Genomic DNA, 13,815 nt, shown 5'->3' on the forward strand with positions numbered 1-13,815 from the left:
ACCGGCGGGCGCGCTGCGCCCTGGGAGCCTCATGACTGAAGGGCGCATCATTGCGGCGCACGGCCGCCACTACCGTGTGGAATTTCCTGACGCAAGCGTGCGGCAATGCTTTCCGCGCGGCAAGAAAGCCGGCGCTGCGGTGGGCGATTACGTGCGCATCACGCTCCAGGGCCAGGACGAAGGCGCCATCGACGCCGTGCTGCCGCGCCGCAACCTGCTCTACCGCTCAGACGAAATGCGCTCCAAGCAGTTCGCCGCCAACGTCGACCAGTTGCTCATCGTGGTGGCGGTGGAACCTACTTTTTCCGACGACCTGACGGGCCGCGCACTGGCCGGCGCCTGGAGCGCGGACATCGTTCCGCTGATCGTGCTCAACAAGACCGACCTGGTCGACGGCCTGGCTGCCGCGCGCGAACGGCTGGCGCCGTTGCAGGCCCTGGATGTACCCGTCGTCGAACTGAGCGCGAAAGAACCGCAGGCCGTGCGCGAACGACTGGCACCGTACCTGACCGGCAAGACCAGCCTGCTGCTGGGCCAGAGCGGCATGGGCAAGTCCACCCTGCTCAATGCCCTGGTGCCCGAGGCACTGGCCGCCACGCAGGAATACTCGACCGCGCTGGACATGGGCCGCCACACCACCACCAGCACCCGGCTATACCATCTGCCCGAGCCGGGCGGCGATTTGATCGACTCCCCCGGATTCCAGGCCTTCGGACTCTCGCATCTGTCGCGCGAAGAAATCGTGCGCGGCTTTCCGGAATTTCTGCCGCACATCGAGCATTGCCGCTTCTACAACTGCAGTCACCGACACGAGCCGGGCTGCGGCGTGGTCGCCGCAGCCCGGGGCGGACAGATCGCGCCGCAACGCTACGCCTTGTACCAGCGCATTCTGCACGAGCACGAGACGGCGCAGCGGTATTGAGTAAATACCGGCGCCTGCTGCATTTGACACAGGCGCCGACTCAAAATTTCCGGTATGACCCGTCCTGACGCACCCCCATCATGGCCCGCGAGATACTGCTGGCGGCGGACAAAACAGCTTCCTTGTGCTTGATCAGCGTCTGATTCGTCAGGCGGGACATGGGTCCTGAAATACCGATAGCCCCCAGCAATTTCCATTGAATGCCGTACACAGGCGCCGAGATGCTGGATACCTCCGGATCCCGCTCGCCCACAGACGTGGCGTAGCCTGCCCGGCGGATCGATTCATAGGGCTCTCCCTCGGCCCCCGAAAAAGCCAATAGCACGCGTCCCGGACTGCCCAGCTCGAGCGGCAGGGTCAAACCCACGCGGACATGATGGCGTATGGATTTGGAACCATCGATACGCGCCACGCAAATGCGCTGGCTTCCCTCGCGCACATAAAACGTCGCACTTTCGCCCGTTGCGATGGAAAGTTCCCGCAGCATGGGTTCGACGACATCATGCACATTGAAAGTTGCCTGATAGCAGGCGCCGAGCCAACCCGCTGCATGGGCAAGTCTCCATGAGCCGTCCGGCTGTTGGGCCAGGTAGTCGTCCAATGCCAGCGTACGCGCAAGACGCAGCACGGTAGAGCGGTGGTAGCCCGTGCGCCGGCTCAATTCCGCAAGCGACAGATAGGCGCTTTCTCCGCCGAACGCTTCCAGGATGCGCATGGCGCGCCTGACCGCAACCACGCCATCTTCGGGCGTCAATTCCGTATCTTTTGAATCATCAATTTTGTTCATTTACCGGAACATGTCTCACTATACGAAATGCCATTGTATTGTGCAGAACAAGAAGACACAATTCCGTCGCATTCAAAAAACAACTAGGAGACAAAATTGAAAATCGCTCGTCATGTATTGACGGCCGCCGCACTGGCCTGCGCCGTTCTGCCCCTGAGCGCGCAAGCAGCCTACCCGGACAAGCCCATCCGTCTGATCGTGCCCTTCCCTCCGGGAGGCGGCACCGATGCACTGGCGCGCGAAATCGCCTCCAGGATCGGCGCCGATACCGGCTGGAGCTTCGTCGTTGAAAACCACCCCGGCGCGGGCGGCAACATCGGAGTCAACGTGGCTGCTCAAGCCGCCCCCGACGGCTACACCATCGTGCTGGGCCAGACCAGCAACCTGGCCATCAACCCCACGCTGTATGCCCACCTGCCCTACGACCCGGAAAAGAACCTGACGCCCATCGGCCTGGTGGCGCAGGCTCCGCTGGTACTGGTCACCGGCGCCAAGTCGTCCTTCAGAACATTGGCCGACGTGGTCAAGGCGGCCAAGGCCAAACCCGGCTCGCTTACGGTCGCGACATCGGGCATCGGAACGGTGGCCCACTTGTCGACCGTTGAATTCCAGAAAGACGCGCGGATCCGGGTCACACACGTTCCCTACAAGGGCGCCGAGCAAGGCCTGACCGATGTCATCGGCGGCCGCGTCGACATGTACATGTCGTCGGTACCGACCTTGATCGGTCCCATTCGCAGCGGGATCGTGCGCGCGCTGGCGGTCACTTCGCTCAAGCGCTCCGACGATCTGCCGGACGTGCCTTCGTTCGCGCAATCGGGTTATCCGGGCTTCGAGGGAATCACCTGGTTCGGCCTGCTCGGTCCGGCGCATCTGCCGGCTGCTGTGGTCAAGACGCTGAACGATGCTCTGGTCAAGGCATTGAAGTCGCCGGAGATCGAAAAGCAATTCAAGTCCCAGGGCGCCCAGGTCGACATCAGCAGCCCTCAGGGCTTTGCCGCCCTGATCCACAAGGACCGGATCCGCTGGGGTGAGCTGGTCAAGGAATCCGGAGCGCACATCGACTGATCCAGGCATGCCATGGCCACGTTTGCCTACACCTCCACGACGACGGCTCCCCGCACGGTCATAGCGCGGCGGGCTTGCGACTGCCACGTACATATCTATGACAGCCGCTTTCCGGCGGCGCCCACCGCAAAGCTGGTGCCGCCCGATGCCTCGGCGGCTCAGTACCGGGCCTTGCAGCAATGCCTGGGATTACAGCGCGCGGTGCTGGTGACGCCGTCGACTTACGGCTACGACAATCGCGCAATGCTGCAGGGCCTGGCCCAGCTGGGACAGGCGGCACGCGGCGTGGCGGTCATCGACGGCACGCAGAGCGACGCGCAGTTGCTGGCGCTGCACGAGGCGGGCGTACGAGGCATCCGCCTGAATCTTTCGCTGGGCGTGGCCAACACGCTAGACGATCTCCAGCCCCTGGCTCGACGCGTCAAGGATCTGGGCTGGCACATCCAGCTGCTGATGCCTCCCAGTCTCCTGGCGCAAATAGCCGATCGTCTTCGCCGGCTTCCCGTGCAGTTGGTGTTCGATCACATGGGGCGCATCAATCCCGGTCATGCGTTGCGCCATCCGGCATTGCGCCAGCCCGTGTTCCGCCAGCCAGCCCATGCCGTCTTGATGGCGCTGCTGCGCGACGGATTGGCCTGGGTCAAGCTCTCCGGAGGCTACATCGTCAGCGATATCGGCCGAGCCGACGATCCCGATCTGGATGACCTGGCGCGCAGCTATATCGACGCGGCGCCTGACCGGGTGGTCTGGGGCAGCGACTGGCCGCATGCCACGGCATCGGCAGGCATGCAGCCCATGCCCGACGACGCGCTGCAACTGGACCGGCTGAGCCGATGGGCCGGCGATGCCGCCACGCTCGAACGCATTCTGGTCACGAATCCCGCGAGGCTCTACGGCTTCGCTGCCGAACCCACACATCAGAAGGAAAAAACATGGACGCATCGTTCCGTCTCCCTCGCTTGACTCGCCGGCGCTTTCTGGCCGGCGCCGCGGCCCTGCCCATGATCGCCAGAGCCGCGAGCGCCTGGCCGGATGGCAAGCCCATCGTATGGGTGGTGCCCTATCCCGCGGGCGGCAGCACCGACGTCCTGGGCCGCAGCATTGCCCAGCAGCTAGGCCTGCAGTCTTCCATGAAAGTGATTGTGGAAAACAGGCCTGGAGCCACCGGCACCATAGGCGCGTCCTTTGTTGCGCGCAGCGCACCGGACGGCCTGACGTTGCTGGGAACTTCCATCGGCCCCCAGGCGATTGCCCCCCACCTGATGGGCAAGCTCAACTACGACCCCATCGGCTCTTTCGCTCCGATCACTACCGTCGGCACAATTCCGCACATCCTGGTCGTGGGCGCCAGGCAGCCGTACAAATCGGTCGGGGAGCTGGTCGCCGCGGCCCTGGCCGCGCCGGGAAGAATCGCGTTCGCCTCCGGCGGCACGGGAACGATTCTGCACATGCAGGGCGAGCTCCTGCAGAAGCAGACCGGCGCGAAATTCATTCATGTGCCGTACAAGGGCGACACGCCTGCGCTGCAGGATACCTTGAGCGAGCAGGTGCAATTCATGTTTGCCCCGGCCGCCGCGGCCTTGCCCTACGTTCAGAGCGGCGCCTTGCGCGCGCTGGCCGTGACCAGCGCCGAGCGACTACCCGAACTCCCCGACACGCCCACCATGACGCAAGAGGGCTTCAAGGATTTCGTGGTGGTGCAGTGGCAAGCCGTCTTCGCACCCGCAGCCACCCCGGCGCCCGTCATTCAGAGCTTGAACACGGCAATCGACAAGGCCCTGAAAGCGCCTGCCGTGGCGGACCTGGCCGGCAAGCTGGGCATCACCCTGGTAGGCGGAACGCCGCATGAGCTCGACGCTCTGCGCCGCGCCGATTACGAGAAATGGGGCAGGCTCATCCGCGAGGCGGGAATCAAGGCCTAAGACTCGTCCGCTCCAAAAAAAAGCGCCGGCCGCAAACCGGCACATTTTCCCCGGGAATTCCCCATTGGAGTTTCCGCATATTCATCGTTCATTCGCAAATCAGGATCCAACATGGGCAATCCCGACATCATCAAAAACTTCACGCGGGTTCCCGCAGACATCGTGGCGCAGGCTAGCCGCTTTCAGCCTGCCATCCTGGCCGATGTGGCAGGCCGGCGCGGCGCAATGCATGGCCGCATCCGGCCGCTGCATCCGGCCATGAAACTGGCCGGCACGGCCTTTACCGTGGAAGTCAGGCCGGGCGACAACCTGATGATCCACGCGGCGATTGCGCTGGCCCGGCCCGGCGATGTGCTGGTCATCGACGGCAAGGGCGATCTGAACTCGGCGCTGATGGGCACCATCATGATGACTGCGTGCAAGCAACTGGGGCTGGCCGGCGTGGTCATGGACGGTGCGGCGCGCGACAGCCTGGAAATCATCGAGATGGACTATCCGGTATTTGCGGCTGGAACCAACCCCAACGGCCCGACCAAGAATATCGGCGGGCGCATTGGGCATCCGGTGACCGTCGGCGGAATCACCGTTCATCCCGGCGATTTCATCATCGGCGACAACGACGGCGTGGTGGTGGTCGAGCGTGAAAAAGTGGCCGGACTGCTACCCATGGCTGACAAGAAGGTCAAGGACGAAGCCGCGCGCATCGCTGCCATCAAGGCCGGTGATACCGCCGCCAAGTGGCTGGACTCGTCGCTGCGCACCGCCGGCGTGCTCAAGGAAGGGGAGACGCTGTGAGCACATCTCACCGCGACGGCGTCGGCAAGCCTGCCATTCTCGTCACTGCAGCCGACCTGGCGCCGCAGGCGCTGGAACTGCTGGACGCCTACGACATCGTCTACGCCGGGAAAAATCCCACTGAGCAAGACATCGTCTCGCTCTGCCGGGACCATGACCCGGTTGCGATCATCGTGCGCTACAGCAAGGTCGGTGCGGCCGCGATGGACGCGGCACGCTCCTTGAAAGTCATTTCCAAACACGGCAGCGGCACCGACACCATAGACAAGGCCGCGGCGGCGGCGCGCGGCATCCAGGTCGTCGCGGCTGCCGGCGCCAATGCCGCTGCCGTGGCCGAGCAAGCCATGGCGCTGCTGTTGGCCTGCGCCAAGTCGATTGTGGGCTTGAATGCCCGCATGCACGCAGGCTACTGGGACAAGGCCACGCACAAGAGCGCTGAACTTGCCGGCAAGACGCTCGGACTGGTCGGACTGGGCGCCATCGGTCGGAAAATGGCGCGCATGGCCGACAGCATGGATATGCGGATCCTGGGCTACGACCCCTATGCAACCGATCTTCCAGGCTATTTAAGCCGGGCCGATCTGGCAACGATCTGGCGCGAGTCCGACGCGATTTCCCTGCATTGCCCGCTGACCGAGGAAAACCGCAACCTGCTCAATGCGCAAACGCTCGCGCAGTGCAAGCGCGGCGTATACGTCGTGAATACGGCGCGCGGCGGCCTGGTCGACGAAATGGCGCTGCTCGAGGCAATCCGGTCCGGGCAGGTCAAGGCCGCGGGACTGGACAGCTTCGGCGTCGAACCCATGGCGGCCGGGCATCCGTTTCGCAACGAACCCGGCATCATTCTCAGCCCCCACATCGGCGGCGTCACGCAAGAAGCCTACGTCAACATGGGCATTGCCGCCGCCAAGAACGCACTGGCCGCATTGCATGGCCAGGCCTGAGCGAAGACAGCAATGACGACTCTCCCGGGTCCACGCTGGAAGCATGCCCCACCCGCAAGTCATTGGGGGGAATTCGGCCCCGACGACCGGCTCGGCCGCATGAACCTCGTCGATCGAGGCAAGGTCTTGCAGGGCATCGCGCAGGTACGCGAGGGACTGACGTTCTGCCTGTCGCTGCCCTTGGACATGCCGGGCGGCACGCAACTCAATCCCCGACGGCTTCCCACCCAGCGTTTCTCCACGCTGCGCGACGGCAAGAGTGTCGGCGCGCAGGGGTTTTGCTGGTCGTATGCAAGCGAAAACGAGGCGCTGACGGACGTGGTCTGCGACGATGTCCTGCTGATGAATACGCAGTATTCCACGCAATGGGACAGCCTGGCCCACATGGGCAGCCGCTTCGACGCCGATGGCGACGGCTTTCCTGAAGCCGTGTTCTACAACGGATTTCGCGCCGGCGAACATGTGCTGGCCGCGGCCGAAGATCCGGCCGCCGTCGCCGAATGGGCCCGTTTCCCCGGGCCGGATGCCGGGGCATTGGGCATCGACAACCTCGCCCGGCATGGCGTTCAGGGCCGCGGCGTACTGATCGACCTGGAGCGCCACGTCGGACGCACGCGACACGCCGTGGGCTACGACGAACTCATGCGGATCATTGAAGCCGATGCGGTATCGATCGAACCGGGCGACATGGTGTGCCTGCATACGGGATTCGGCGACACCTTGACGGCCATGAACCGCCAGCCGGATGTTGCCCGGCTGCACGCGACAGGCAGCGGGCTGGACGGCAACGACCAGCGCCTGCTGGACTGGATTATCGACGTGCGGCTGGCCTGCCTGATCTGCGACAACCCTGCCGTCGAACTGATCCAGACCGTCGGATTCGGCGGGCAAGGACAACCCATGCGCGGGCCGCGGCTGCCTCTGCACGAACACTGCCTGTTCAAGAACGGCATCCACCTGGGCGAACTGTGGTGGCTGACCCCGTTGGCGCGCTGGCTGCGAGCGCATGGCCGCAGCCAATTCCTGCTCACCGCGCCGCCCTTGCGCCTGCCGGGAGCAGCCGGATCCCCTCTCACACCCATAGCCACCGTTTGACGCCCCTAGGGCAAATTTCAAAAACAAGGAGACAACATGAAGACATTGAAGATATTGCTGGGCATCGTCCTGGCATTTTGCGCCCAGGCCGCCATGGCAGCCTATCCTGCCAAGCCTGTGCGCGTCATCGTCGGCTTTTCCGCTGGCGGCCCCACCGACATCGTGGCGCGCGCCTTTGCGGCCTACGCTGCGCATGAACTGGGACGATCGTTCATCGTAGAGAACATGCCTGGCGCCAACACCATCGTGGCGGCCCAGTTCGTCGCGCAATCGCCGGCCGACGGCTATACCTTGCTGTTTGGCGCAACCAACCATGCGATGCTGCCAGCGCTCTACAGCGACAAGATCAAGTTCGACGCCTTGCGTTCCTTCACCCCGCTTTGCTCGGTGGCCAGCAGCCCATCCGTATTGGTGGTCGGTCCCGCCATGCCGGTCAAGACCTTGGGCGACTTCATCGCCCAGCTCAAGGCCCAGCCAGGCAAGCATACCTTTGCGACGCCCGGCATCGGCAGCTCCGGCCATTTCGACACCGAACGCTTCCTGCGCCTGACGGGCACCTCGATGACGCACATTCCCTACAAAGGCGCATCCCAGGCGATATCCGACCTGATGAGTGGACAGGTCGACAGCTCGATAGCGACCCTGGGGTCCGTATTGCCCCAGATACAGGCCGGCAAACTGACCGCCCTGGCCGCTGCCACGGCCCAGCGCCTGCCGCAATTGCCGCAAGTGCCGACCTTCGCCCAGGCCGGCGTAAAGGGCTATACCGCCGAAGCCTGGTATGGGGTGCTCGGACCTGCAGGCATGCCGGATGCGGTGCGCCAGGCATTGATCCGCGCAGCCACCGACTTCGCCGAAGATCCCAAGACGGCCACCTCCCTGCACAGGCTGGGACTGCAGCCCCAGCACACCTGCGGCGATGCGTTCCAGGCCCGGCTGGCGCATGAAATCGACGAATACAAGACCTTGGCACACGAACTGAACCTGCAAGCCCAATAGCCGCACCACCAGACAGCTCAATCGACAACTCAAAGGAGACAGACAATGAAATATCGCGTTTTTTCCAATCCCGGCAAATTCCTGACCGCGCTGCTGGGCACCGCGACCCTCTTGCTGGGCGCCGGCACGGCCCACGCCCAGGAGCAATGGCCCGCGCACCCCGTGCGCATCATCGTTCCCTATGGCCCCGGCGGGGCGGTCGACGTGGCCACGCGCAAGATCGCCCAGAAGCTGACCGAGCAGACCGGCCAGAGCTTCATCGTCGAGAACAAGCCTGGCGCGACGGGGACCATAGGCGTCAATTACGTGGCCCAGGCCAAGCCCGATGGCTACACCCTGGTCGCCAACGACACGACCTATTCTCTCCTGCCCTATATCTTCAAGAAGCTGCCCTTCGATCCCGCCCACGATCTGCAGCCCGTTGCGGCATTTCTATTCGCGCCGATGGCCCTGGCCGTCAACGCCGACAGCCCCTATAAGTCGCTGAGCGATCTGCTGGCCAAGGCCAAGGCTGCGCCGGGAACCGTGAAATTCGGTTCGGGCGGGCCCGGCACGACCCCCCACTTTGCCGCCGAGGGCCTGGCCATCGCCGCCCATGTGAAATTCATGCACATACCGTTCAAGGGCGCGGCCGAAGCCACGCAGGCGCTGCTGGGCCATGTCATCGACTTCCAGTTTGCCTCCACCACGGGGATCATGGGACCCGTGCAAGGCGGTAATCTGCGCCTACTGGCCGTCAGCGGCAAGACACGCCTGGCGGTCCTTCCCGATGTCCCGACTTTCGCGCAATCCGGGGTGAAGAACTTCGATGGGGTAGTCAACTGGACGGGGCTCTGGGCCCCCAAAGGCACGCCGCCCGCGGTCATGAACCGGCTGCAAAGCGAGATCGCCAAGGCCATGGCGTCTTCCGACATGCAGACGTTCGCACACAAGATGGGCGCCGACCCCCGCTACGTGGACGCAAAGGGCTTCGCGCGCATGCTGCACGACAGCGGCGCCATGTGGAGTAAGGTAGCTCACGCGATCGCTTTCGAAAAACGCTGAACGAAGAATCCCCCATGTTCCTGCTCAATGCATGTCAAATCCAGGATTTCTCGGTGTTCTCTTCGATGCCGGAGTCCTTGCGCCGGCCCCAGCGCAGCGCCTGGGCCGACGCGAACCGTGCGGGCGCCGCGACGGACTGCTTCCTGGAAGGGCCGGTATTTGACGATACCGGCAATTTATATGTCACGGACATTCCGTGGGGACGCATATTCCGGATAGACGGCTCGGGACTCTGGACGCTCGTGGCTGAATATGACGGGGAACCCAACGGCATGAAATTCCTGGATGCCGGCCGGCTGCTCATTACCGACTATAAGAACGGCTTGATGCTTTTGGATCTGTCGACCGGACGCGTGGAGCCTTACCTGGAACGCCGCAACAGTGAGCGATTCAAGGGCGTCAACGATCTGATTTTCGACAACGCAGGCAATTTGTACTTCACGGATCAAGGCCAGAGCGGCCTGCACGATCCCAGCGGGCGCCTCTATCGCCTGCGAAAGAATGGGCAACTCGATCTGCTGCTCGACAACGTGCCCAGCCCCAATGGCGTGGCCCTGTCGCCCGACGAACGAGTGCTTTACCTTGCGGTTACGCGCGGCAATTGCGTGTGGCGCGTGCCACTGCTGCCAGATGGCAGCGTCAGCAAGGTGAGCCAGTTTTTCACATCCTATGGCCCTAGTGGACCGGACGGCCTTGCCGTGGACGTGCAAGGCAATGTCATCGTCGCCAACCCGGGTTTGGGCTATGTATGGCTGCTCAATCCTCGCGCCGAACCCATCGTGGTCTGGCGCAGCCCAATGGGCACATCCACCACCAATATTGCATTCGCAGGCCCTGGCAAGCGCACTTTGTATTGCACCGAGTCTGCCTCGGGTTCGATCCTGACCGCCCAGGCTCCGACTTCGGGACTTCCTCTGTCACGGCTGCGTTAGGTCCGCGCGGGCGCCTGAAAGGCAATGAATGGGCGAACCCACAGTGCCGGCCCATTCATCAAGCTCAAAAACCCGGATCCTCGACCCTGAGTACCGCGCTGAGCAATGTACGGTACAGATTGCGCAGCATTCCCGCCGTGGCTCCCCAAATGAAATATCCTTCCCAGGGCATGGCGAAATACTGGCGCTGGCGGCCATCGGGCAACTGGGCCTGGTACAACCTGTGATTGGCCGGATCCATCAGAAACGCCATGGGCGTCTCGAACACCTCGGCGACCTCGAAGTCATCGGGGGTCAACGCGAACCCGGGGCTTACCAGCCCAACCACCGGCGTCACGGCAAAACCGGTGCCGGTGGCGTACTGGGGCATGGTGCCCAGCACTTCCACGTGAGAATGCGGCAGGCCGGTTTCTTCGAATGCCTCACGCAAGGCAGCCTCTATAGGGCTGGCGTCTTCGGCTTCGATGCTGCCGCCGGGAAAGCTGATCTGCCCGGCGTGGTCGCGCAAGTGCACCGTACGTTGGGTGAGCATGATGTGCAAGCCTTCAGGACGTGCCACCAGCGGCAACAGCACGGCGGCTTGGCGCCCGGTGGAGCGCAGATCGGCTCCGCCTGACTTCTCGTCCTGCTGCCACCCCGGAATGGCCGACCATAGCCGGCGAAACGGCTCAGGCTCGAACCACTGCCGGCCAAGGGCGGACAATCCCTTATCGGCCACCTGCCAGGGCTGGTTCGACGGATCGAAGCCGGGCGCGAACGCATTGCGAGATCGAGGGGATGCGGAGTCGGACATGATGAATCGGTGTAAAAAAGGCACCCCACCGGGTGCCTTTTTTTTGCCTTGCAAGGGCTTCGGGCTGAAAACCGGGTCAGGCCTGGGCTTGCCGCTGGGTCTTGCTGACCAGCTTTTCCTTGATGCGAGCCGACTTGCCCGAACGGCTGCGCAGGTAGTACAGCTTGGCACGGCGCACGTCGCCGCGGCGTTTGATTTCGATCGAAGCGATCTGCGGCGAATACAGCTGGAAGGTACGTTCAACCGCTTCGCCCGACGAGATCTTGCGCACGATGAAGGACGAGTTCAGGCCACGGTTGCGACGAGCGATGACCACGCCTTCGAAAGCCTGCACGCGCTTGCGGGTGCCTTCGACCACGTTCACGTTGACGATCACGGTATCGCCGGGGCCAAAGTCAGGCATGGCTTTGCCGCCGGTCAGGCGAGCAATTTCTTCCTGCTCGAGAGTTTGGATGAGATTCATGGAAATTAGCTCCTTAAGCATCTTGCCAGCAGAGGAGAAAGTTGTTTTGTCTGTAGGCAGAGGATGAAGCGAACCCAAGATTCTATACCAAAAAACCTATATATGCAAAGCACTTAGCCCTTTCTTCACCAATACAGTCCTTGGCCGGCACAGCACAGCACAGCACAGCACAGCAAGCCTAAGTATCGAGGCTGCCCATCGGATTGAACCGCACCGCTCTGCGCGTCAAGCCGCAAGCACCGAGACCGAGCAGCCGGATTTGCTCAAAAACCCGCAACCGCGCCCAGCCACATGAGAGCGGGAATGGCGATGCCCCAGGCGACAACCATCAGCACGTCGAGCAGCATGTCCTTGCGCGACACGATCTGGCTGGAGGACAGCTTGCGTACGTCGCCCAGCGACGACGCCGGCCGAAAAACGGGTGGCTGCGCTGCCGTCGACTGGGGTTCGGGCGGAAAAGGCCATTTGCGCGCAGGGACCTGCGCCGCAGGCTCCCGGAGCGGGGCCTGGCCCGAGCGGGACTTGCCGGGGGCGGACACACCGAATGCCGGCTGGCGCAAACCCGAAACCGGCAGCGAGGGAAGAACAGCTGAAGCGGCGATGCTCATGGTGGCACTCCTGGGGTCTAACGGCCAGCCTGGGCATCATGCCCGCCTAGCCTTGGATCGGATTAAACGAACAGGGACAACTGGGGAGACGTCGGGGTACTGCGGACACTGAGAATGCGGGTGACAGGAGGAACGAACTGCTGGCAGTCGAGCTGCGCCCGGGGGGTGAGGTTCAGGCCGTGCTTGCGCGCTGCAAGCGAAAATCGCTGGCGCAACAGGTCTGCCCAAAGGCCAGTGCCGCGCATACGGGTACCGAAGCGTGGATCGTTGCGACGGCCGCCGCGCAAGTCCTCGATGCGGTGCAGGACGCGTTCGGCACGGTCGGGGAAATGCGTGCGCAGCCACTGCTCGAACACCGCGTGGACTTCCCAGGGCAACCGGATCACGGTGTAGCTGCCCCAGCGGGCACCTGCCCCGGCCGCCTCAGCCAGTATGGCTTCGAGGAAGGCGTCGTTGATGAAGGGAATCATGGGCGCTGCCAGCACCCCGACCGGCACGCCGGCGGCCGTCAAGGTGCGCACGGCCTGCAGCCGGCGCCAGGGCGCCGACGCCCGGGGTTCGAGCGTGCGTGCCATGTCCGCATCGAGCGTGGTGATACTGACGTAGACCATGACCAGATTGCGCTCGGCAAGAGCGGTGAGCAGATCAAGGTCGCGTTCGACCAGGGCATTCTTGGTGACCAGGGTGACCGGGTGGCGGGTTTCGAGCATGAGTTCGAGCAGTCCGCGCGTCAGGCGCCATTGCCGCTCGATGGGCTGGTAGATGTCGGTAGCCGAACCCAAATTGATGGGGGAGACACGATGACTGCGCTTGGCCAGATCGGCGCGCAGCGCCGAGACGGCGTTGACCTTGGCGGTCAGCTTGGTTTCGAAATCGAGTCCGGGCGAGTACCCCAGATAGGCATGCGTAGGGCGCGCGTAGCAATAGGCGCAGCCGTGTTCGCAGCCCCGGTAGGGGTTGATGGCCAGTTCGAAGGGAATATCGGGGGAATCGTTACGGGAGAGCAGCGTGCGGACCTGCTCGGGGCGCACTTGCGTCAGAGGAGCCGGCGCAGCGTCGCCCTCCTCGCCGACACAGTCGTCGGCAGCCTCGACCGCCCACTCGTTTTCGAGAGGTTCGACACGGGTATCCGACTGGTAGCGGTGCCCCACGTTAGTAACCGCACCCCGACCGCGCAAAGCGGCGGGGGCGGTAGCCGGGGACCCAGAACCGGCGGAAACAGCGAAAGAGGAACGATCGATGTTTGCCATTCGAGTACTGTATAAAAAAACAGTACTTTTTGCAAGCAATCCATCGCCCTCAAATCGACGAGTCCAATTTACTCCAAGAAAAGACCCCTGGAGAACTCTTGATTTCGCCTGATGAAAAAACCTTCAAAAAATATTACAAGCTATTGTTTTTAAACAATTTATCAACAAAGCAACAGGGCAAAAAATTAATCGT

The 13,815-nt window shown here is 63.2% G+C and carries 15 protein-coding genes; 10 read left to right on the forward strand and 5 right to left on the reverse strand.

What is annotated here, in order from left to right; genetic code table 11:
- Positions 1-31: 31 nt before the first annotated feature.
- Positions 32-922, forward strand: coding sequence for a ribosome small subunit-dependent GTPase A (rsgA, locus tag H143_RS0116960; protein WP_019939456.1), 891 nt, complete (start codon positions 32-34; stop codon positions 920-922).
- A 40-nt stretch (positions 923-962) separates the two neighbouring features.
- Here rsgA and H143_RS0116965 read toward each other — a convergent pair whose 3' ends face one another.
- Entirely contained in the window at positions 963-1,709 is a 747-nt protein-coding gene (locus H143_RS0116965; RefSeq protein WP_019939457.1) for an IclR family transcriptional regulator C-terminal domain-containing protein, read from the reverse strand.
- 96 nt (positions 1,710-1,805) lie between these two features.
- Between H143_RS0116965 and H143_RS0116970 the strand changes: the two genes are divergently transcribed.
- From H143_RS0116970 to H143_RS0117010, 9 genes are all read left to right on the forward strand, one after another.
- A complete protein-coding gene (locus H143_RS0116970) occupies positions 1,806-2,777 on the forward strand; it encodes a tripartite tricarboxylate transporter substrate binding protein (protein WP_026350178.1) in 972 nt (323 codons plus the stop codon).
- 12 nt (positions 2,778-2,789) lie between these two features.
- Positions 2,790-3,740 carry an amidohydrolase family protein gene (locus tag H143_RS20960; RefSeq protein WP_019939459.1) on the forward strand — a complete coding sequence of 317 codons (951 nt, stop codon included), beginning with the start codon at positions 2,790-2,792 and terminating at the stop codon, positions 3,738-3,740.
- Positions 3,710-4,699 (forward strand): tripartite tricarboxylate transporter substrate binding protein, encoded by a 990-nt coding sequence (locus H143_RS0116980; protein WP_033365567.1) that lies wholly within the window; start codon positions 3,710-3,712, stop codon positions 4,697-4,699. The genes H143_RS20960 and H143_RS0116980 overlap by 31 nt, the downstream gene beginning before the upstream one ends.
- Before the next feature lie 111 nt (positions 4,700-4,810).
- On the forward strand, positions 4,811-5,494 hold the full coding sequence (locus tag H143_RS0116985) for an RraA family protein (protein ID WP_019939461.1): 684 nt from the start codon (positions 4,811-4,813) through the stop codon (positions 5,492-5,494).
- A complete protein-coding gene (locus H143_RS0116990) occupies positions 5,491-6,438 on the forward strand; it encodes an NAD(P)-dependent oxidoreductase (protein ID WP_019939462.1) in 948 nt (315 codons plus the stop codon). Before H143_RS0116985 ends, H143_RS0116990 begins: the two co-directional genes overlap by 4 nt.
- Positions 6,439-6,450: 12 nt before the next feature.
- Positions 6,451-7,533, forward strand: a complete 1,083-nt coding sequence (locus tag H143_RS0116995; RefSeq protein ID WP_026350180.1) for a cyclase family protein — start codon at positions 6,451-6,453, stop codon at positions 7,531-7,533.
- Between the two features lie 36 nt (positions 7,534-7,569).
- Positions 7,570-8,532, forward strand: coding sequence for a tripartite tricarboxylate transporter substrate binding protein (locus H143_RS0117000; RefSeq protein ID WP_019939464.1), 963 nt, complete (start codon positions 7,570-7,572; stop codon positions 8,530-8,532).
- 45 nt (positions 8,533-8,577) lie between these two features.
- A complete protein-coding gene (locus H143_RS20965) occupies positions 8,578-9,576 on the forward strand; it encodes a tripartite tricarboxylate transporter substrate binding protein (RefSeq protein WP_051094436.1) in 999 nt (332 codons plus the stop codon).
- Between the two features lie 14 nt (positions 9,577-9,590).
- Positions 9,591-10,508 (forward strand): SMP-30/gluconolactonase/LRE family protein, encoded by a 918-nt coding sequence (locus H143_RS0117010; protein ID WP_019939467.1) that lies wholly within the window; start codon positions 9,591-9,593, stop codon positions 10,506-10,508.
- A gap of 64 nt (positions 10,509-10,572) precedes the next feature.
- Here H143_RS0117010 and H143_RS0117015 read toward each other — a convergent pair whose 3' ends face one another.
- From H143_RS0117015 to H143_RS0117030, 4 genes are all read right to left on the reverse strand, one after another.
- Positions 10,573-11,301: a CoA pyrophosphatase gene (locus tag H143_RS0117015; RefSeq protein WP_019939468.1), complete on the reverse strand. Its 729-nt coding sequence runs from the start codon at positions 11,299-11,301 to the stop codon at positions 10,573-10,575.
- A 76-nt stretch (positions 11,302-11,377) separates the two neighbouring features.
- On the reverse strand, positions 11,378-11,764 hold the full coding sequence (gene rplS / locus H143_RS0117020; protein ID WP_019939469.1) for a 50S ribosomal protein L19: 387 nt from the start codon (positions 11,762-11,764) through the stop codon (positions 11,378-11,380).
- 263 nt (positions 11,765-12,027) lie between these two features.
- Positions 12,028-12,372, reverse strand: coding sequence for a hypothetical protein (locus H143_RS20970; RefSeq protein ID WP_019939470.1), 345 nt, complete (start codon positions 12,370-12,372; stop codon positions 12,028-12,030).
- 62 nt (positions 12,373-12,434) lie between these two features.
- Entirely contained in the window at positions 12,435-13,622 is a 1,188-nt protein-coding gene (locus H143_RS0117030; protein ID WP_081627083.1) for a PA0069 family radical SAM protein, read from the reverse strand.
- Positions 13,623-13,815: the final 193 nt, after the last annotated feature.

The organism is Bordetella sp. FB-8 (genome assembly GCF_000382185.1).
Taxonomy (GTDB): domain Bacteria; phylum Pseudomonadota; class Gammaproteobacteria; order Burkholderiales; family Burkholderiaceae_B; genus Bordetella.